This is a genomic window from Hymenobacter defluvii (assembly GCF_017589435.1).
Lineage (GTDB): Bacteria > Bacteroidota > Bacteroidia > Cytophagales > Hymenobacteraceae > Hymenobacter > Hymenobacter profundi.
Genome location: NZ_JAGETX010000005.1, coordinates 43,768 through 64,097, shown reverse-complemented (window position 1 = coordinate 64,097; position 20,330 = coordinate 43,768). Strand labels below are relative to the sequence as shown.

20 protein-coding genes are annotated in these 20,330 nt (G+C 58.2%); 5 read left to right on the top strand and 15 right to left on the bottom strand.

The window, feature by feature from the left end:
- A complete protein-coding gene (locus tag J4D97_RS10740) occupies positions 1–2,442 on the bottom strand; it encodes a penicillin acylase family protein (RefSeq protein ID WP_208307585.1) in 2,442 nt (813 codons plus the stop codon).
- A gap of 68 nt (positions 2,443–2,510) precedes the next feature.
- Positions 2,511–2,954 carry a hypothetical protein gene (locus J4D97_RS10735; RefSeq protein ID WP_208307584.1) on the bottom strand — a complete coding sequence of 148 codons (444 nt, stop codon included), beginning with the start codon at positions 2,952–2,954 and terminating at the stop codon, positions 2,511–2,513.
- Positions 2,955–3,085: 131 nt separating this feature from the next.
- Here J4D97_RS10735 and J4D97_RS10730 point away from each other — a divergent pair, with 131 nt between their 5' ends.
- Entirely contained in the window at positions 3,086–3,787 is a 702-nt protein-coding gene (locus tag J4D97_RS10730) for a head GIN domain-containing protein (protein WP_208307583.1), read from the top strand.
- Between the two features lie 172 nt (positions 3,788–3,959).
- Here J4D97_RS10730 and J4D97_RS10725 read toward each other — a convergent pair whose 3' ends face one another.
- A complete protein-coding gene (locus J4D97_RS10725; RefSeq protein WP_208307582.1) occupies positions 3,960–4,529 on the bottom strand; it encodes a hypothetical protein in 570 nt (189 codons plus the stop codon).
- Between the two features lie 154 nt (positions 4,530–4,683).
- On the opposite strand from J4D97_RS10725, the gene J4D97_RS10720 reads away from it, so the two are divergent.
- On the top strand, positions 4,684–5,628 hold the full coding sequence (locus J4D97_RS10720) for a 3-oxoacyl-ACP synthase III family protein (protein ID WP_185282182.1): 945 nt from the start codon (positions 4,684–4,686) through the stop codon (positions 5,626–5,628).
- A gap of 173 nt (positions 5,629–5,801) precedes the next feature.
- Here the strand turns inward: J4D97_RS10720 and J4D97_RS10715 are convergent, their stop codons facing one another.
- A complete protein-coding gene (locus tag J4D97_RS10715) occupies positions 5,802–7,919 on the bottom strand; it encodes a T9SS type A sorting domain-containing protein (RefSeq protein WP_208307581.1) in 2,118 nt (705 codons plus the stop codon).
- Between the two features lie 148 nt (positions 7,920–8,067).
- Here J4D97_RS10715 and J4D97_RS10710 point away from each other — a divergent pair, with 148 nt between their 5' ends.
- A complete protein-coding gene (locus J4D97_RS10710; protein ID WP_208307580.1) occupies positions 8,068–8,757 on the top strand; it encodes a hypothetical protein in 690 nt (229 codons plus the stop codon).
- Between the two features lie 66 nt (positions 8,758–8,823).
- Here the strand turns inward: J4D97_RS10710 and J4D97_RS10705 are convergent, their stop codons facing one another.
- Positions 8,824–9,735: a DUF72 domain-containing protein gene (locus J4D97_RS10705; protein WP_208307579.1), complete on the bottom strand. Its 912-nt coding sequence runs from the start codon at positions 9,733–9,735 to the stop codon at positions 8,824–8,826.
- 416 nt (positions 9,736–10,151) lie between these two features.
- Here J4D97_RS10705 and J4D97_RS10700 point away from each other — a divergent pair, with 416 nt between their 5' ends.
- Entirely contained in the window at positions 10,152–10,919 is a 768-nt protein-coding gene (locus J4D97_RS10700) for a septal ring lytic transglycosylase RlpA family protein (RefSeq protein WP_208307578.1), read from the top strand.
- A gap of 122 nt (positions 10,920–11,041) precedes the next feature.
- Positions 11,042–11,449 (top strand): alternative ribosome rescue aminoacyl-tRNA hydrolase ArfB, encoded by a 408-nt coding sequence (gene arfB, locus J4D97_RS10695; RefSeq protein ID WP_185282187.1) that lies wholly within the window; start codon positions 11,042–11,044, stop codon positions 11,447–11,449.
- A 39-nt stretch (positions 11,450–11,488) separates the two neighbouring features.
- Here the strand turns inward: arfB and J4D97_RS10690 are convergent, their stop codons facing one another.
- From J4D97_RS10690 to mgtE, 10 genes are all read right to left on the bottom strand, one after another.
- A complete protein-coding gene (locus J4D97_RS10690; RefSeq protein WP_185282188.1) occupies positions 11,489–11,851 on the bottom strand; it encodes a hypothetical protein in 363 nt (120 codons plus the stop codon).
- A gap of 95 nt (positions 11,852–11,946) precedes the next feature.
- Positions 11,947–12,672 (bottom strand): hypothetical protein, encoded by a 726-nt coding sequence (locus J4D97_RS10685; RefSeq protein WP_208307577.1) that lies wholly within the window; start codon positions 12,670–12,672, stop codon positions 11,947–11,949.
- Positions 12,673–12,738: 66 nt separating this feature from the next.
- Positions 12,739–13,632: a DUF5777 family beta-barrel protein gene (locus J4D97_RS10680; protein WP_208307576.1), complete on the bottom strand. Its 894-nt coding sequence runs from the start codon at positions 13,630–13,632 to the stop codon at positions 12,739–12,741.
- A gap of 145 nt (positions 13,633–13,777) precedes the next feature.
- On the bottom strand, positions 13,778–14,323 hold the full coding sequence (locus J4D97_RS10675; protein ID WP_208307755.1) for a YceI family protein: 546 nt from the start codon (positions 14,321–14,323) through the stop codon (positions 13,778–13,780).
- Between the two features lie 25 nt (positions 14,324–14,348).
- Entirely contained in the window at positions 14,349–14,714 is a 366-nt protein-coding gene (locus J4D97_RS10670) for a c-type cytochrome (RefSeq protein WP_208307575.1), read from the bottom strand.
- A 27-nt stretch (positions 14,715–14,741) separates the two neighbouring features.
- The gene (locus J4D97_RS10665; RefSeq protein WP_208307574.1) at positions 14,742–15,599 is read right to left on the bottom strand and encodes a hypothetical protein; all 858 of its coding nucleotides are present in this window, start codon (positions 15,597–15,599) and stop codon (positions 14,742–14,744) included.
- A 141-nt stretch (positions 15,600–15,740) separates the two neighbouring features.
- A complete protein-coding gene (locus tag J4D97_RS10660; protein WP_208307573.1) occupies positions 15,741–17,183 on the bottom strand; it encodes a hypothetical protein in 1,443 nt (480 codons plus the stop codon).
- The gene (locus J4D97_RS10655; protein ID WP_208307572.1) at positions 17,152–17,727 is read right to left on the bottom strand and encodes an RNA polymerase sigma factor; all 576 of its coding nucleotides are present in this window, start codon (positions 17,725–17,727) and stop codon (positions 17,152–17,154) included. The genes J4D97_RS10660 and J4D97_RS10655 overlap by 32 nt, the downstream gene beginning before the upstream one ends.
- Positions 17,728–17,963: 236 nt before the next feature.
- Positions 17,964–18,638 (bottom strand): hypothetical protein, encoded by a 675-nt coding sequence (locus tag J4D97_RS10650; protein ID WP_208307571.1) that lies wholly within the window; start codon positions 18,636–18,638, stop codon positions 17,964–17,966.
- A gap of 132 nt (positions 18,639–18,770) precedes the next feature.
- Positions 18,771–20,153 carry a magnesium transporter gene (gene mgtE, locus J4D97_RS10645; RefSeq protein WP_185282191.1) on the bottom strand — a complete coding sequence of 461 codons (1,383 nt, stop codon included), beginning with the start codon at positions 20,151–20,153 and terminating at the stop codon, positions 18,771–18,773.
- Positions 20,154–20,330 lie beyond the last annotated feature (177 nt).

Genomic DNA, 20,330 nt, shown 5'->3' with positions numbered 1-20,330 from the left:
TTATTTCGTTGTCAGTTTCCAGGCAGCGCGGATTCGTTCGTTGCGTTCGTTGGGTTTTTGCAGAAACACCAGTTCTGGCAGCTTGCCCTGCACCCAGGGAGCAATCATGTTGTCATAGTAGCGCGAGCCGGGGTTGCCGCTTTGCCCACCGGGAAATAGGCCGTAGGCCTTGGGCTGCGGCCCCAGCGCTACCACCATGCGCCAGGAGGGGCCGTTGCGCTCCGTGATGGCATTCACAATGCCCACGCCGCCGCCCACGTTCAAATTCATATGCCCGAAGCCGGGGAGCTGGGCCAGGTGCAGGATGTCGGTGCTTTTTTGGTTGGCCCAGTGCCAGTCGTCGTTCAGAGGGCCAAACTTGCGCGTGAGCGAGTCGGTGGCCCAGCGCAACGATTGCAGGGCGAGGTCGGGTAGGGTTTCCTTTTCCGGCGTCAGCTTGTCATCGATCCACGGTGAGTTGGGTTGTTGCAGGATGAGCGTGTTCGTCCGGTCGCGGTTGGGGTAGCGCATTTCTAGGCCGGTTTGCTTGCCGAAATCATCCTCCCAGATGCGTTTGATAAGTTGATTATACCACAGCTCGTAGATGCTCGGCCCCAGCGCGTCGGCGTCATAAGAGAAGTTCCAACGTTGCAGCTCCTGGTATACGCGCTGCTCCGCGGGTTTCAGCTGGCCCGGCGCTACCAACGCCAGCATCCGCGGCAGCATCAGCTGGGCGTTGATGCCGAAGTTGTCGAGCTGCAACAGGCGCAGGCTGTCGGGGGTAGCGCGCTGCATGCGGGCCAGGCGCTCGTTGATGCGGTGCCCCCGGTCCCAAAGCGAAAACTGCCACCCCAGGTAGTAGGGGTAGTCCGGCCCCACCGGCGTCTGGTTGGCCGACGACACAAACCCGCGCTTCGGGTTGTACGACAATGGGTTCTGCTGGGCCGGAATCCAGCCGTGCCAGTCGTAGGCCGAGTCGGTACCATCCAGAATAAACTTGCCCTGATCGTTCCACTTCAACGGAAAACGACCATTGGGCCGGATGGCAATGTCCTTCTGGTTGCTGGCAAAGATGAAGTTCTGGGCCGGTGAGCCGTAGTGCGTGAGGGCTGCCAGGTAGTCGGGGTAGGCGTGGGCGCGGTTGAGCAGGTAGAAGGTGAGCACCTCGTTGGCGCCGTCGTGGGCGGTCCAGCGCAGGGCGTGGTGCACGGGCGTTTGGGGCGAGAAGGGCTTCTCGTCGTGGTCGTACACGATGGGGCCGTGGCGGGTGTAGAGCACCGTGTCGAGGCGGTCGGGCTGCCCTTTTATCTGGATGCGCTCTACCACCCGGCGCACCGGCAGCCAGCGGCCAGCGTATTGATATTCGCGCTTGGTAGCGTCTTTAAACTTGATCTGGTACCAGTCCATCACGTCGGCGCCGGTGTTGGTCACGCCCCAGGCTACATCCTGGTTGAAGCCGATAATGAGGGTAGGCGCCCCCGGAATCGACACGCCGTACACGTTTACGCCCGGCGCCGAGAGCTGCATCTGGTACCAAATGCTGGGCAGATTCAGCTGCAAGTGCGGGTCGTTGGCCAAGATGGGGTAGCCCGTGGCCGACTTCGCCGCGCCCACCGCAAAGTTGTTGGAGCCCAAATCCGGCGCCGGCTCATGCTGCGGTACCTTCCCCGACATAGCCGCCTCGAACCCTGCCGGGGTAGGCGGCACCGGCACCGGCGTGAAGTTGCGGGGCGAGCCTACCGGTACAATCGGGTCTTCCAGCCGCGGATAGTCCGGAAACAGGTCTTTCACTACCTCCGGCCCGTATTTGCCCAGCGCGTTGCTCAGGCGCAAATCATCGGAGCGGCCGCTCAAATCGAAGGCCATCAGCTTGAGCAGCAACGCACTTTTCAGCGGCGCCCACGGCTCGGGGGCGTAGTTCAAGAGCTTATACTCGAAGGGGTAGTCTTTGGGATTGAGGACGTTGATGTAGGCATTCACCCCATCGGAGTAGGCCGTGAGGGCCAGCCGGGTGCGCGGGTCCACCAGCATCGAGTCGAGGGAGCGTTGCGCGCCGTAGACCATGCCCATGCGCCGGAAAAAGCGGTCCATCTCCAGGCGCTCCGGCCCCACAATCTCAGCCAGCCGGCCGGCCGCCACGTGGGTCATAAAGTCCATCTGCCAGAGCCGGTCGCGGGCTGTGAGGTAGCCTTGGGTGTAGTACAGGTCGTGGTCGTTTTGGGCGAATACGTGCGCCACGCGCTGGTCGTCGAAGCGCACTTGTACTGGTTGCTCCAGGGCAGGTAGGGCCAGCTCCTGCCGCTTGGGAAAGTCGGCCGCCGTTTCGCCCTCGCGCCAAAAACCCACATACGGACTCAGAAACTTGCCAAACGGTGGCACAGTACCGTGGCTGGTATGCAGCACCCACGTGAGGGCAATGGTGATGACAAAAGCAACGGCAAACTTGATCCAGCGGAAAACCATAGCAGGTGAATTAAGCGCTGGAAGGTAGGGAAGTGGGACGAAAATCTTGTGGCCTACCCCATACTGAATTATACGACGAGGTACTGCATCAGCAACCAGCCCAGCAGTGCCAGCCGCACCCTCCAGAGCACCGTGCGCAGCCAGTTGGTGCGTATCAGCCCATCAATGGTCACGTAATCGTAACCGTGCTGCCCCAGCCGGTTGTGAAACGGCACCGACACAAAAAACGTGGCGGCCCAAATGGCTACCACCAGCGCCAGCCCTACCCAACCCGCCGCGCCTAGGGTAGCCCGTCCTTGCCACGCCAGCCACAAGGCCAGGCCCAGCTCGGCCACCATTGGGGCCAGCACCACCCAACTGATGCGGGTGGAGTGCCGCTGGTGAAACGCCGCAAACCGCTCCGGCGCTACCTCCGCAAACGCGGGATACACCACCAGCTGCACCGTCCAGATAACGCCGGTGAGATAGGCCGTAAGGGCGCCATTGAGCAGCAGTAGGGTAAGGAGAGACATGGTAGAGAAAGGTAGAAAGCGGGGTGCAATAGGCTTTTGGAGTTGAATACGTACCTGCTGTAAAATAGCGGGGCAACCCTTGTGCAAGTAGTTGCATCTACCAAACATACCTCACCACTAACCGTACCCCCATGAAAACGCTGACCTTTCTTTGCCTGCTCTTATTTGCTGCCTTCCTGACGCAGCCAGCGCTAGCCGATACCCGCGAAACGCGGCAGGTAAGCGCTTTTTCTGAAATTGGGTTGGGAGGCTCAGCCAACGTGATACTGCGCCAGGGTAGCCCCCAAAAGGTAGAGGTAGAAGGCAGCTCCGAAGACATAGCACGCCTCGAAACTATCGTCGAAGGCAAACGCCTGCGCATTCGGCGCAAGCCAGAAAACAACTTCCGCGGCCGCGACTACCAGGGCAAAATCACCGTCTACATCACCATGCCCGACATCAACGCGCTGGCCGTGAGCGGTTCGGGTAGCATCAAGGCCATGACTGATGTGCAAAGCCACGTGTTGGCACTGTCCATTAGCGGCTCGGGCGACATTGAACTGCCCGAAATGCAGGCCGACAAAACGGATATTTCCATCTCGGGCTCGGGCAGCGTAAACGTAGCAGGCGTCAGCACCGATACCAACGTGAGCATCAGTGGCTCGGGCAGCATTCAGGCCACCAAGCTGCGCGCCGAAACGTGCGGCGTGCGTATTGCCGGTTCGGGCAATGCCCGCGTGTATGCCTCCAAAACGCTGGACGCTCGCATCGCCGGTTCGGGCAGCGTATACGTGAGCGGCAATCCGCAAGTGAGCAGTTCCGTAGCCGGCAGCGGCCGCGTGCACCGCAGCTAAGGGTAGGACGGCGTGACCCCACCCCCGGCTCCTTCCCTCCGGGAGAGGGGTGGGGTCTAGTAGTAGTAACGTTGTGAAAAGTGAAAACTCACTCCTCACAATTCCACAAGTTCTCCTTTACGCCTGGCACCCCTCTCCCGGAGGGGAGGGGCTGGGGGTAGGGTCACGCTCGTTAAAAATCGAACAGGCCGCGGCGGGTGCCGCTTTTCTCCCGGCTTCTCGACTTTTTCTTGTCTTTATCTCCGCCGAAAACATTGTTGAGGAAGCCGGTTTTCCTTTCCTTCACCAAAATGTAGCGGACTGAAATAGCTGTGGGAAAGCGGGCCCAGTCGGAGGAGCCGAACTCCACGCTGGGCTTGAAATCGGCGGACAAAACCAGCCGGGTAATGGGCAATTTGTATTCCAAGCCCACAATAACATCTACGCCGCCAAAGGCCCCGTCGTCTTTGTGGTTGCCTACGTGGCCGCCTGCGCCCAGATAGTAGTTGAGGCTAGGCCCCAGGATACCGAAGTGACGCTCAGCCAGTAGCGCGGCACTCACCTCGCGGTTGCCTACCAAACCAAGTCCTTCCAGAGTTGTTTTTTCAAAGATTTTCTGCTGTAGGGTGAGGCCGTAGTTGCCGGCTCCCAAACGCACGCCGGCTGCTGTGCGGTATTTCTGCGCCCGTGCCGCTGGCGCCACGCCCAGCAGTAGCATGAATAGAATTAGGGCAATACGTGGGGGGAAAGCGGGAAAAGTCATAATCTTGTAACGGCAAAGCGTGAACTCAGCCTAGGGAGTGGCGTTTGTTGGGGCGGAGCCTACAAAGTACGGGCCGCTTCGGCAAAACGATGCCCTGGGTCTGATTTGATGTGTGGCCCCTTCTTTTTTTCTTGCTTTCCCTAGTTCCTTTCCCGTGTATATTCATCAGGTAGCCACCTATCTACCGACGCAAGTAGTAACCAACGAGCATTTCACTCAACTCAACGGGCTGTCGGACGAGTGGATTATTGAGCGCACTGGCATTCGGGAGCGACGCAAAGCGGCTCCCGGCGAAAATACCAATACCATGGCCGTAGAGGCCACCGAGCGTGCCCTGGCTGCCGCGCCGGACTTTGCGGCCGGTCTCGATCTTATTGTGGGCGCCACCTACACGCCCCACGACACCATTTTCACGGTAGCGCACGCCGTGCAAATAGCCGTGGGCGTCGATGATATCCCGACGGTAAGTATTTCCTCGGCTTGCTCTTCCCTGCTGAATGCGGTGGAAATTGTAGAAGGCTATTTTGCCATGGGCAAAGCCACACGCGCCATTGTAGTAGTGTCGGAACACAACACGGCCTACAACAACGAGCAGGATACCATGGCCGGCCACCTCTGGGGCGATGGGGCCGCTACCCTACTCATCAGCAAAGAGCGCCTGAGCCCAGATGATATTCGTATTGTGGACGTGATGACCGGTGGCGCCGCTACCCGTGGCAAAGCCAGCACTGCCGTCACGCTGAAGCCGGTGGAGAAAGGCATTGTGATGCCCTTCGGCAAAGACGTGTTTATTCATGCCTGCCAGTACATGGCCCGCGTAACCACGCAGTTGCTGGAGCGCAATACCTTGAACGTTAGCGACGTGCGCTACTTGATTCCGCACCAGGCCAACCTGCGCATCACGCGCAATGTGGTAGAACAGCTAGGCCTACCCGAAGACCGGGCCGTATCCAATATTCAGTTCCTGGGCAACACGGGCTGCGCCGGCGCCGCCATCGGCCTAGCCGATACCTGGCCCAACCTCCAACAAGGCGACCGGGTAGTCATCACTGTATTCGGCGGTGGCTATTCCTACGGCGCTATGCTGCTGGAAAAATAAGTTGTTGTTATGTTGCCAGTAAGCAGAAAAGCGCCTGTCATCCTGAGCGCAGCGAAGGACCTTTTCATGGTAGAACGAGTCGTTGTTACGAGAATCGTGCTGACGTGATAAGGTCCTTCGCTGCGCTCAGGATGACAGACGCTTCTTTGCTTACTGGCAACCTAACAACTCACTTACAGCCGAATAAAGCGCACGGTGCCTTTGCGGCCGGTTTCATCGGTCCAGCGCACGGCGTACCAGCCGGGGTGCAGACCATCTGCATTCAGGGTAAATAAGTTGAGGCCGGTTTGCAGCGAAATAGCCCTACCCTGGATGTACCGGCCAAGGGCATCGTAGATGTATAGTCGTAAGGTGGTGGCAGCGCCAGTGTTGTATTGAAATTGTAAGGGGCCGTTGCTCAGCGGGTTGGGGTAGAGCGCCAGGCCCGTGAGGGATGAGGCGTCGGAAGTGGTGGCAATGGGTGTGGTGGTGTCCAGTGAGCCATCGGGGCGGCGTATGCGCAGGCGGTAGTAGAGCAAGCTGCTGGTAGGCGCTTGCGCATCGGCATAGCCATAGTTGTTGCCGGTGGCGCCAGCAGCTATGGTAGCCAGAGTTTGCCAGTTGCGAGCAGTGGTATCTGCGCTGGTACGCTCGACTACAAACTCCTGTATAAAGCACTCGTCGCGGGTGGTCCAGGTGAGGATGGGGCCAGTGGCGGTAAACCGGGTGAGCGGTGCGGGTAGCATGGCTGGCTCATCGCAGCTGGCAGCCGGGAAACTGCGCGTACGCAGCAACAAGCGCCCGCCGGCAATGTCGCTAACGGGGCTGAGAGTGCGGCTCACCTGCCCGCGCGATACGGCGTAGTGCATCACGGCAGAAGGCCGAATCAGGTGAGAAAGCTGCTGGGCGTGCCCTAGTTCGTGCACGGCTACCGTTTCAAAGTCAAGCTGTTGAGGCGCGGGTGCGCTAGGGCCAAACTGCCAGGCCGCCGCACTGGAAAACAGCATATCAATCTCGCGCACGTAAAACACAATACTGCCATTGGCGTTGCGGCAGCCGCTGTAATAGCTGGTGGTGCGCCCCAGCACGTTGACGGGTAGGGTAGCGCCGGCAGTAGAGCCGCTGGTCTGGTCGAAGCCCACGGAGTTTTGTCCGTCGTCGGCCACGCCGTTGGTGGTGCGGGTATCGCCTACCTGCCAGTTGATGCCCGAGGAGCAACGCCAGTTTTCCAGCGCCCGTTGCCAGGCCGCCGACGCAGCCGCATTGGCCGCAAAGTTCTGATCGAAGCGAAATGTGTAGCCGCCGTTGTCATTTTGGTTGATGTGGCCGGGGCGGTAGGTGAGCTTGCCAGTGGTTTCCTGCACGTTGCTGATGGCGTATACCACCGTAAGCACCTGGGCGCTGGTAGCAGTCACTTGGTCGCTGCTGGTCACACGCACTTGGCCGGTGCCGGCCGGGTGGGCATCGGCACTATACGAGGGCACCCGTACCTGAATGCTTGTGTTCGTCCAGGAAACGTAATCTGTATCCAGTGGCCGTGTGAAGGTAGCGCCGCCATCATCAGCATTCCGAAACTCCACGAAGCCCGTGCCCCGCGTAGCACCAAAGCCCGTGCCCGTAATCGTCAGCACCGACTCGGTGCCGGCGGTGGTCGTCAGTGGAGACAGCGCCGCAATCACCGGCGCTTGTCCGCGGGCTGCGGTGCCCGCACGTCGTTGGGCGGTAGTCAGGGCCGGGTTGGCCTGCACCACGCGCCGCGCCTGACCCGTGAGGTTGGTCAGGGAAGCGTAGAATGTATCGCCGAGGGTAGGGTAGGAGCGAAACGATTCCTTGGCCGTGGCCGTGGCTAGGTCGTATTGAATGAAGCCCTGCTCGCTGCCATACGCCGCCCAAGCTGCTCCCCCAACGGCATCCAGCCCCGCAAACGGCGCTGGGTACAAGAACAACACACCCTGCTGGCCAGCGCTGAGCGTCAAGGTGTTGGTTAGGTGCTGCTGGTCCAAATCAACGGTGCCGCCTTCCGTCACGACGGTAATTTCGGTGGCCGCCGTGCCTTTGAATACCTGATACACCCGTACCCGGTGAGATGTATAGATGTGCTGGTGGGCTGCATCCCAAAAGCCCTTCGAGTCTAGTACTTCACCTTCTATCACCAAACTGGCCTGCCCGGCCCGGCGTGCGGGGTCGAGGGGCTGCATCAGGCAGTGCAATTCATCGGTGGGGGTAGGGGCAATTAGCTGAGCACGGGTAGGCAGCGCGAAGCTGCAAAAGGCAACGCCCAGTAGGAGCTGGGTAGCGCGGGAGAAAAGCATAAAGAGTGGCGTAGACAGTTTATCACGCACAAGTACGGATTTTCGTATCAGCCGAGTTGAATTTTTTTTAGGACCCCAGCCAACCTATTCGTATTCTTGATGCTCTGCTACTTATCGATGCCTTTCCATTTATTCTACATAGTGTATCATGAAAACCATTCTAGTGTCGGCCGTTGCAGCCGTTCTGCTACTACCGAGCATTTCGTTTGGGCAAACCGAGAAAGAGATTGACAACCCGGCGGCCGCTACGTCTACCCCATCCACCACATGGTTACCCAATACGCTATTCAAGCTAGGGACGGGTTTAACCCGCGATTCGGGATATGGAAGCTATTCCGGTTTGCTGCTGCCGATTACGCTCGGTGTAGAGCGCCAGCTTACGCCGAAGTTTTCTGTCTACGGTAATATATCACCAATGCTACAAACGGGTGGCCGTTATCGAACGAATGATAGATCATTTGTACAATTAGCACGGATCAACACAGACCTTGGAGCGCGTTATTACTACAATCAGATAAAGCGAGAGCAGCGCGGCCGTGCACACGGCCCGTTTATAGGTAACTATTTGGCTTTGCAACTCAGCAATGATTGGTATAGCTACAAGCCATACTATGCGACAGATATGCGGCGTCAGTATGGGTACGACTATTCAGGTGTGACAGTACTATGGGGTATGCAGCGCCGGATAGGCAAGTGGGGACTATTTGATGGTAACGTAGGCCTAGGTGTAGGAAATCATTCAAAATACACCTACAACTATGCTACGAATACGGGAGAGATAAAACGTCCGCTAAGTCCTATAGCAGAGCTGAACATTCGCCTTAGCTTAGCGCATTAGCTAGAGGTTGCTTTCTTACAAAACCCTGACGGGGCTTCAAGCCCCGTCAGGGTTTTGCACCGTTTCCTAAAACAAACTCCCCTGCACCGGCTGCGGAATCACACGGGGCGGCTCTACCACTATGCCCGTAAGCTGCTGTAAGCGCTGCAAGAAATGCTGTGTCCAGAGAGGCGAGTGCATGATGTCTTTCTGGTGGATGAACACGTAGGCCGTTTGCAGGCCGGCGCCAAACCACGTGGCCAAGCGCTCGGCCCAAGCGTCGGCGCGCTGGTAGTCGCTGGGGACCAGACCGTGGCCGTTGAGGCGGATGAAGGCGGTAGGCGTCGTCAAGCGCATATGCAGCACGTCGCGGCGGCCGGCTACATCACTTAGCACTAACGTTTTGTCCAGCGCCTCCAGCATGGCCGATACGGTAGCAAACAGCTCTGGATTGGCAAACCACGCCGGATGGCGTAACTCTACGGCCAGCGGAATTTCCGCCGGAAAATCGAGCAGGTAGCGTTCCAGGCGGGGTAGGTGCTCGGGGCCGAAGTGGGGTGGCAGTTGCAGAAACGCCCGCCCCAGCCGTTCGCCCAGTTCGCCTATGCTGCGGCAAAACGACAGCGTGAGGTCGTCGGCATTGTACAGCGCACGGTCGTGGCTGATGCTTTGGGGAAGCTTGGGGCAGAAACGGAAACTTGGCGGCACCGCGTCGCGCCAGCGCCGCACGGTGGGCGCATCAGGAATGCGGTAGTGCGTGGTATTTAGCTCGATGCTGTTGAACTGCCGGGCGTAGTAGTGTAGGTAATCCGCATCTTTGATGCCAGCCGGGAAGTAGGAGCCCAACCACGCTTTGTTGGTCCAGATGGGGCAGCCCACGTACACGGCGGGCGCCGATGGGGTAGCCGCGGCGCGGGCCAGCACAGTGGCTGTAACAGGGTGGTCGGAAGGCAACGAAAAATCGACGTAGCGCAGATCAGAAAGGCGACCAAAATCCATAGCGTAAAAGAGAAGATGCAGTAGTTTACCGTACTACAGGTCATACGGAATAATTCGGACTTTTCCAACCTAGGCTATACGGGAGGAATCAGACGAAGGACATAATTTTTTTAGAGGCCGGATAATCTTATTTCTGCCCTTGTCTTTGTTTTGTCCTATAATACGGCAAAAGTAGTCTTAACTAAACACAAATGCTGATTTAGGCGTGGTTTAACTATGCAAACATCAAATTATTTTAATGCAAATTTTATATAAAAAGTACAATTATATAGAAAGCTTGTAGGTGCGAAAATAGGACGATGCAGGACCGGTTTAGTTGTGGGCCTCTAGATTTGTCGGATTCACCAATTCGTGTTTGAATGAAGTTGCCTCTCCGACAGCGTGTTTCTGGTTCTCTCATCGCAGTGCTTTTTGCCGTGCTTTTGGCGCTGCCACAGACCACCCGAGCCGCCCGCCTCAGCGACGACGAAAAAGCTCTGACTGCTACCTCTCACCGCACCGCCGTGCTACGGGGCCGCGCTTCCTGGTATGGCCGGGAGCACCAAGGACGCCGCACCAGCAGCGGCGAGCGGTTCGACCGTCATAAATACACCTGCGCCCACAAAACCCTACCCTTCGGCACCCGTTTGCGCGTGACAAACCCCGATAACGGCAAGGCTGTGGTGGTGCGCGTAGCCGACCGCGGTCCATTTCGCCACGCCCGCATCCTAGACCTTTCCGAAATAGCAGCCCGCCCACTGGGCATCGTCGCTGATGGCTCGGCTGATGTGGTGGCTGAGGTAGTACCCGAAACTACTCCTCTGGGCCCTATTGCTGCCCCCGCCGACCTAGCCGCCCTGGTAGAAGATGAGGCGCTGGCCTTGGGCACGCCTCTGGAAACGACGGAGGTAGCCGTAGAGGTGCCCGCCGCCGCCGCCCCAGTTGTGCTGAATCCTACTTACGTGGTGCAAGCCGGCACATTTGGTGATGCCCGCAACGCGGCCGCTATGCAAGCCAAAATTCTGGCCGTAGATCAGCAACTCTCCGTAACGGTAGCCACCGAAACGGTAGCCAGCCGCTCGCTCAACCGGGTAGTGGTAGGCGGGTTTGCTGACTGGGCTACTGCCGATGCCGTACGCAAGCGCCTGCAACGTGGCGGTATCACCGGGTTGGTACGCAAAGTGCCTGCCGCAGCCACACGCTAGCATTCCGCTAAATCTCATTACAAAAATACCCTGCTGGCTTGTAGCTGGCAGGGTATTTTTGCGTAAACGCTGCTTTAGAACTCTAACCTCATTCCCTACCCTCATCTCACCGTTTTCCTGTTATGGCCCTACCCCCCGCCGACTATTTCTGGCCCGAGCTTCAGGTACAAACCAGCCGTAGCAGTGGCCCAGGCGGCCAGAATGTGAATAAGGTAGAGTCGCGGGTGGAACTGCGGTTTCACCTAGCTACCTCGCACCTGCTCACCGATGAGCAGAAGCTGCGCTTGCAGGAAAAGCTGGCCAGCCGCATCACCACCGATGGCTACCTGTTAGTGGTAGCTCAGGAAGACCGCAGCCAACTGCGCAACAAGGAACACGCGCTGCGTAAGTTCTACGCGTTGCTCAAGGAAAATTTGCAGCAGCCCAAAGCTCGCAAAGCCTCGCGCCCCAGTGCGGGTGCCGTGCGCAAACGGCTAGAAGAGAAGAAACGCCACAGCGACAAAAAAGCCAACCGCCGCCTCGATTTCTGAGGCAGCCGTTGGCTTTTGTGGGTTGAGTTGAGGAGCAGCTTAGGCCGTCCGGAAACCGGTAGCCTGCTTAATGGTGCGCTCGTTGCCGGTAGCGGGGTCGGCGTAGGAGTGGTCGGATACCTCTACTGACAGCTTTTTACCGATCAGTTGTTTGGTATCGATGTCCTTGCCTTCTTCGGGATGCACGCCAGCTGCCTCGCAGAAGCTCAGCAAAATGGGCATGCCGGCCGGCGAGGTGTAGAAGCGCTGGGTAACGAAGCCCTGCTCATTTTCCAGGCGGGCGGCAAAGTAGGGCACGTTCTGGTGCTCACTGGTGCCTTCTTCAATGTCGGTGATTTCAACAGTATAACGGCCATCGGGCAGGAAGCCTTTGTCTTGACCTTTTTCAACAGGAATTTTCATGAGTTCAGCATTTAGGAGATATATGCTGCTAACGAAAATAGGATAAAGAAGGTTGGCGTTATTTATTGCTAAATATATTAGTAAATAAATTACTGTTAATTCAAATCCAGACCGAACAGCAGACCAAACCAGGGCCGCCGTTGGTAAATCCAGTACGCACGGTCGGGGCCTAGCAGGTTATCGAAACCCACTGCTAGGCCCACGTTGAAAATGCGCGCATCGTAGATAGTAGCCATGCCGGCGTGCAATACGAACCCCTCGTACTCGGGGCCAGCGTGCTGGCGCGTCACGTCGTTTGTTACGTTGGTAGATCCCATGCCGAAGAATACCCCGTAGCCCAGCCCGGTAGCCCGAATGCGCGGCTCGTGTTGCCAGGGAGCCAGCGTGTGCTTGTGTAGGTAGTAGTAGTCGAGGCGGCGCCCTAGGTACACGGCGGCGCTGAACGTAGTATTAAGCTGCACCGGTACCCCCTCGCGGGGCAGACGGGCCTTTACAGGTAGGGTAAACACATCCACATCGAAGGAGCGGCTGGAAAGCAGGGCGTGGTGGTTGCTTTGCAGCTCGTACGTGTAGGTGGTGGGCTGGGGCTGGTCGGTATAGGGCGAGAGCCGCAGCGTATCGGTGCGTTGCTGTACGTACACGCGGTAGCGCGTGGCCTGCCGCAGCTGGGTTGCCAGCGAGTCGTTGCCGCCCAGGTGCTCTACGTGATACCAGCCGTCGTCGAGCTGCGCTAAGCGCCCTACGGCCGCACACCCGCCAAGCCCCAGCAGCGCCACACAGGCACCAGCGCAAATAGCTAACCGAATAAAGGCAGTAGGCATAAGGAAGCAGGGAAGGTAGGGTACAGCTCCCTTGCTACGATCCGATAGCCGGCAGGTTGGGGCGAGTTACCGTCCGCCTAGCGTAAACGCCCTCGACACGTTGAAGCCGAAGTACAAGTCACCCTGCCACCAGCGGCCGGTGGTTTGGGGAATGAAGAACTTCTCAATCATGCCCTGCGAGTTGGTGACGTGCAGCTGAAACACGTGCCCACCAGTTTCAATATCAAAACCCAGGGCCATGGAATTGCGAAACTGGTCGGCGGTGGCGCCGGGCAGCAGGTAGTAGTACTCGCCCGTGAGGGCGAAGCGCTTGGTGAGCTTCTGCCGGGCCGCCACGCCCACAGCATACACGTCGTTCTGATCTTCGCTGGTGGCTACGTAGTTGCGGTGGATAAGCGTCGGCATTAGCTGCACCGAGAGGCTAGGGCTTATTTTACGGGCCAGCAGCACCTGGTAGGTATAGGTGAGACGACGCACACCGGTTCGCTCGTCGCCAAACTTCAGGGTAGAAAGGGCTGAGGTAGCCAGCAGGGTAGCCGAGAGGGGCATGGCCCCCGGGCCGCTACCCTGCCGCAGCAGCTTATATTTCAGAAAGCCATCGAAGGTTTTTTCCAGCGAGCTGCGCCCTACCCCCACGGCCAACCGGTCGGTGAGGCCGTACTCCAGCCCCAGCCGGATGGTGGCTTGGTCGAGGCCGAAGAAATTGTAGGCACCGCTGTTGAGCTGCCCAAATCGGTGCGAAATCAGAAACAGCAGCGTATGCGCCCCCGGCGTCTCCACCGACTGCCCGTTGATGACGCGCGTGCCTTTGAAGGTGGCCGTGGTGTAGATAGGGCGCAGGCTGTCGTTGGTTTGCTTTTCCAGAGAGCTCAGCAAATCGTCTTGGCAGTGGGCGCGGGTGGCGCCCGTCAGCAAGAGTAGCAGCACAATGCATCGGAAGAAGAGAAAGGGTCTGGTCATAAGTAATAGGAAGTAAGCATCAGGAACACTCCAACCAGGCCGCCCTGCTACGCGGAGCCGAGCACCTCTACCGCTTTAGTACCTCGAAAGGCATGGGCGAGAGGTATCGGCTGCGCTCAGCAGGACGAGCTGTTGAAGCAGATTTTTAAGTGGCAGGTACACAGGTGGCTTCCACCGTCACCTCCACGGTTTTGGCAATGTGGGCGCGCACTAGGGCTGGTATTTCAATCTTGAAATCGGCAGGGGCCACAGTGAATTTCGACTGCATGAGCAGCTGCGTGCCGCGCAGCTCTAGCGTGCCGGGTATTCGCACGCGGCGCGTTACGCCGTGTAGGGCTAGGTCACCTTCTACCTGCACGGTTTGCGGGCCGGCCTGTTGCAGCAGCTCCGGCGTGTAGTTCAGCACGCGGCCTGCAAACGTGGCCTTTGGGTAGCGCTCCGATTCCACGTAGTTTTCGTTGAAGTGCTCCTGCATCAGGCTGCGCTTAAACTGAAAATCCTTCATGGCAGCCGTGAAAGCCAACTGCCCGGTAGCGACATCGAAGGCGGCGCCCGCCTGGCGGTTGTGGGCGTCGATGTCTTCAAGTGGCGTACTGGAGAAAAAAGAAATAGAAGCAGTACGTGTGGTGTATTTCAGGGGCGCCACTATCCAGGCCGGCAGCGCCACCAAGAGCATCAGCAACACATTCATAGCAGACAAGCAGTGAGGGTGAGAATTAATTGTTGGGCGCGCCGTCGTCGATCCACTTTTTCAGGCGAGTGATTTCGCAATCCGACAGCTTGGAGCCATTTTTGGGCATAGCTGGGTAGCCCGCCGCGTGGCTGACCACGCCCAGCAAGGTGCCGTTGCGGGCATAGCGCTGCACCTGAGCCAGATCGGTGAGGTTGGCGCCGCCCTGCGGGAACTGGGCATTGTGGCAGGAGCGGCACCGCTGATCCAGCAGCGGCGACACGAACAAGGCGTAAGTGGCGGTAGCGGTGTCGCAGGTAGGAGGGGTGGGCGCTACCGGCTCGTCGGCGTGGTCGTACACGCAGCTTGCCAGCAGCAAGCCGCTCAGGAGGTAGGACAGATAGCGTAGCATATGGCGCATAGTAAGGGGAGGCACTGATTAGGGATTCGCCACGGTCCAGGTGTCGTCGCCGTTGCGCAGGCCGTGGCCGTCGGCGTGGCCGCGGGCACCGTTGTCGCCGCTGTAGACGTAGAGGGGCCGGCCTTTGTAGAGCAGTTGCTGCCCGGTGCTGCGGTTCAGCACGCTGAAGTCGCTGCTTTTCAGAGTAGAGGGTAGGGTAGTGGCAGCCGTATAAAAGGCTGGCCACGCCGACAGGCAACCATCCTGGCAGTTGGTAGTCATGGAGTTGGGTAGCCGCGCATCTTTCCCGAATAAGTAGAGCGTGCGGCCCTGTGCGTCAATCAGGAAGTTGGCAGTAGCCGCCTGCCCTGTGGATTTGTTAGTAACGGATTTGGTAGCCAGCATCAGGGAGTAGTCGGGCTTCACCACAAACCACACATTGCCTACTCCTTCGCCAGTGGTGGCACCGGGTTGCTCGCGCACGTTTTGCCCGTTTACGGCCGGCGCGTAGTAGTACAAAGGCCACCCCTTGTAATAGGTCTGGGGCTGACCGCCGGCTGTGTTCTTGGTGGTGAAGTCGGTGGCGTTTAGGCCGTTGCCTACCTTAAGATCGGCCTCGTAAAAAATGGGCCACACTGCCGCGCAGCCGCCGGTACACACGTTGGCGCCGTCTACGTCGCGGGTGAAGTAGTAGAGCGTGTTGCCTTGCTTATCGACCAGAAAGCTGCCCAGGGTAGGGGTAGTGGCCAGCTTCACGGTGGCTTGGGCGTCGAGGTCGGGGGGCGTGTTATCGTCCTTGCCGCAGCTCACGGCACCTACGAGCAAGCTGGTGAGCAACAGCAGGTACACTACCCCCAGCAGGCGGCGTACGGAAGAAAATACGGCTACGTTTTTCATGGTGATGATTGGTTAAGTGATTGGTGAAGAGAGAAATAGTGTATGTGAGCGTAAAAAAGTAGGCACGCAGAGGCTCGGCCGGGGCAGTGCGCGCACCGGAGCAGGAGCCTTGGGTAGGCCGAAGAAGCAGGGGAAAGAACCTTAGCGCACGGGTTGCGTGGCTGTGGGAAGCAATTGGTATTTGAGCGAGAAGAAAACGCCGGCGCTGCTGAGCTTCACTTTGCCAAAGCCCACGCCACCCAGCGGCAGCTTCACAAATGGCTCGGCCTGGCCCGACCATCGGCCGCCAAAGGTGCGCTCATACCCCGCCGACAGGTTCAGCACGCTAAGCGGATGGTTGGAGCCATTCCTCAGCGTCCACTCACGGCTGACACTCTGGCCTTGGAGGTAGTAGTCGTAATCGTAGGTTTCGCGCCGCATGAGCAGGGTAGAAAGGCCAGCGCTGGCAAATACGGAGTAGCGCGGCCGCACCAGGGCATCAAAGCGCACATTCACGGGAATGTCCAGGATGCGGCAGTTGGCGTACACCTCGTCGATGTCGTAGCGGGTGGTCCAGAAGCCGGCGGGAGCGTGGTAGTCCGAGCCGCGGGCTTCGTACAGTTTCACCGAGCGAATCAGGCCCGTGGTAATGCGCCAGCGGGCCGTGGCCCTGTATTCCAGCAGCATGCCTACGTTGCTGCCTGGCCGTGTGGCTTGGGCAAACCGCACGGTGCTCACCTCGGGCGCATACATCAAGCCTACACCAAAGCGGTAGGATGGCTTGCTAGGCTTTTCGGGCTGCGTTGGGGTAGCTACCGAATCAGCCTCCGCAATAGCCAACGGCGTTGCAGGCGCCACCAGCGAGTCGGGTCCTGCTGCCGTAGGTGCGGGTGTGGAACTCGGGGCCGCGGCTGCGGCAACCGAAGAAGGGGTAGGTGCTTCGGCCGCTGGCGTAAAAGCCTCAGGCTGGCTTGTTGCGTCCGGCGCGTGGGGAGCAGAATTAGTGGCAACCAACTGCGGGTGCACGTTGTGAAGCAGTGCGGCCGAAGCAATGCGTTTATACTTCTTGCGATTCGCTACAAGAGATAGGGCTCGCTGCTGGCGGGGCGGGATAACCACACCGGCTGCGCTGCCTGACTGTCCTGCTGGTATAGAGGTAGTTGGCTCTGCTAGGGTAGGAGCAGCGGCGACAGGCAAGGGGGCGGGCGTGGTAGGTGCTACAAGCGGTACAGCAGTGACCGAAGCTGCCGTATTAGCGGAGGAGGTAGGGAGAGCAGCATTGAAGGAGCGGGAGGCAGTAGTGTGTTTGCGTTTAGAAGTATTGATGCTGGAAGCCGCTGGGGTAGCAGTAGTGCGCGGGTCGTTGCTACCTGAAAAAGCGTCTACCATATAAAAGCCACCTAGCAGCAAGATCAGCAACGAAAGCGTTTCGGCGCCAAACAGGCGCATGATGCTGGTTCGCTCGCGCTGGAAGTGCGTTTCTGTGTCGAGGCGTGCAGCCATGCGTTGCCAGCCCTCCTGCCCGTCTAGCTCCGGATAGGACGCCGCGCTGCGCTGGAAAAGCGCGTCGAGTTCATTGTCCGATAGGTCGTCCGGCGTAGACATGAGAAGTACTAGGTTGTAAAAAATGCTTTAAATGTGCCCGTGCTTTCGACAGATTGGACTTGGAAGCCCCTACCGAGATGCCCAGCTGACCAGCAATTTCTTCGTGCGAGAAGCCGTCGATGACGTAGAGGTTGAACACCGTGCGATAAGCCGGCGAGAGTTGGCAAATAAGGGCCAGCAAATCCTGGTAGGAGAGCTGGTCGAGGGCGTTGCTACCATCGTCGGGTAGAGCGTAGGCCACCGTGTCCAGCTCCTGGGTGTGCGTGTGCTTTGCCGTGCGCCGGTAGTGGTCGATGGCTGTGTGCACCATCACCTTGCGCAGCCAGCCCCGAAACGAGCCCGCCAGCTCGTGCAAGGCCGGGTCGAAGCGCCCGATGTCCTGAAAAACCTTCATGAAGCCATCGTTCACGGCTTCCATGGCTTCGTCGCGGGTGCGGGTGTAGCGCAGCGCAATGCTCATGCAGTAGCTGTAGTACCGCAGGTACAGCTGGTGCTGGCATTCCCGATCGGCACGGCGGCAGCCAGCCAGGAGAGCCAAGAGCATCTGAGGTTCAGGGTCGAACTGCGCCACGGTTACCAGGTTTATACTCGCCTACTCGGCCACGTGCCCGAAATGGTTGCCTGCGGCAAAAGAAAAATTTTACCGCTTGGCAAAAGAGTAATAGGTAGGGGGTTGCGTGCTTTGGTAGCGTACAAGAAAGGTAAGCGAAACGCGCCTGCTTTCTACGCCTGAGCAGATGTGTGGCAAACTAGCCTAGCTGACGGAGCGCTTGAAACTCCTTATAAATAGCGCGAAAACATAGCCTTATCCAGACTAGGACGCGACGTCACGGACACTAGCTCTAACTCCAACCGGCTGCGGTCGATGTTGCGGTAGTGCAGGCGCACGAAGCCGTAGGTAGGGTTGAAGTATGACTCCAGCGCGGTGGTGCCCAATTTGCAGTTGCTAGTAGCTAGCACGCGGTGGCAGGGTAGGCGGCCGAGTAGGGTAGAAAGGAGGGTGAAGTCTGTGAGTTGATATTGCTGCTGGAGAAATAAATTGTCTTCCCAAATAGCCCACTTTGGATTGGAATAAGAATCCGGTACTCCAAAGTTGTGAACATTCCATGTTCTACCAATAATAGCCGGTAGTTCAATGTCTGGAAAAGGATTTAACTCTAAAATATCGTAATGTCCATTGCGTGGTGGATGTAACCAGAATTTCTCCGGCTTCTCGATAGCACCAACTTCTTGCTTTAGTGTAGAATTTGGTATAATATCTGGGTGAAAAGTCCGTTCAATAGCCACTTGAACTAAGGGCTCAATTTTCCACGGTTTCCCCAGCGCCGTCAGCACCACCGTGTCCAAGGTAGCCGTGGTAGCGCCCGGTGCGTACCAGCGCGCCGCGTACACAAAGGGGCGGTTTTCGGTGAGGATAGGATGCCAGCCGGTTTCCTGCGTGTTGTGGGTAGGCATGCCGGAAGGGTGACAGCCTGCTAGCAGCAAAGTGCAGATTGACAGAGATATACGCATAATACGCCAAGGTAGGGAAATCCTTGCAACGTATGGTCTGTCAACGGGGGGCGGCTGCAAGCTGCCCTTACTGCCTTACAACAAGGTTCCGCTCAAGAACAGCGTGGCTACCGAGAAGTAGATAATCAACCCCGTTACGTCTACCAGCGTGGCCACAAACGGCGCCGACGACGTGGCCGGGTCGAAGCCCAGCTTCTTGAGCAGCAGCGGCAGCATGGAGCCCGACAACGACCCCCACAGCACAATGCCCACCAACGACAGCCCTACCGTGCAGCCTACCAGGAACCAATGCGGACCATAGTCATAAAAGCCGGTTTGCTGCCACAGCAGAATCCGCAGAAAGCCTACTGCGCCCAGAATACCGCCCAGCAATGCGCCCGACAGCAGTTCTCGGCGCATTACCTTCCACCATTCGCCTACCGTCAGCTCCCCCAGCGACATGGCCCGGATGATAAGCGAGGTAGCCTGCGAGCCGGCATTGCCACCGCTGGAAATAATGAGCGGCACAAACAGCGCCAGCACCACCGCCTTCTCAATCTCGCCTTCAAAAAAGCCCATAGCCGTGGCCGTCAGCATCTCACCCAGAAACAGCACTACCAGCCAGCCGGCCCGCTTCTGAATCATCTTAGGGAGCGAAATAGTGAGGTAGGGCTCATCCAAGGCTTCCGAACCACCCAGCTTCTGGATATCCTCGGTATCTTCCTCTTCCCGAATGTCCAGAATGTCATCGATAGTCACGATGCCATATAGGATGCCGTCACTGTTGACCACGGGTAGGGCCACCCGGTCGTTGCGCCGAAACACCTCGATGGCCTCTTCCTGGTCCTGCATGGTTTGCAGGTGCACGAAACGGTTGTCCATCAACTCGTTCACACGGGTTTGCGGGTCGGCCAGGAGAAACTCCCGGATGCGAATATCATCGATGAGGCGGCCACGGCTATCGGTCACGTACAGCACGCTCAGCGTTTCCGACTGCCCACCGTGGCGGCGAATGTAATCGAGCACCTGCTGCACGGTCCAGTTCTCGCGGATAGCAATATAGTCGGGCGTCATTAGGCGGCCCACCGAGTACTCGGGGTAGCCGAGCAGCTCCAGCGTCACCTTGCGCTCCGGCTCCGAGAGCGTCTGAATCAGCTCCCGCACCAACTCGTCGGGTAGGAACTCCAGCAGGGCTGTGCGGTCATCGGGCGACATCTCGTTGAGGATGTCCGTAATCTTATCCTGCGCCAGGTTAGCTAAAAAGTGCCGCTGAATATCTAAGTCAAGATACTCGAACACCTGCGTGGCCAGTTCCAACGGCAGAAGGCGGAAGATAATCAGCTGTTCGCGCTCTTCTTCCTCTTCAATCAGCTCTACTACCTCGCCCGGTTCAAACTTCTTTAATGCTTCCTTGAGTTTAAAAAACTCGCCCTCCTGAATCAGGGACGTGATGAACTCGGTGGTCGGGTGCTGATTCATACAATAACTAGAGGGAGGCGTTTTTCGCTAGGCAACGACGTTTGGTACAATTGAACGCGCAAAAGTAGAAGAATACAGCCGGTTAACTGTTGCGTTTGCCGCAGCTAGTGCCGATTTTTTTATGAATAGCGCGTCCTTCGGCTTGTGCTTAGCGTACTTGCCGGGAGCTTGCCAAAT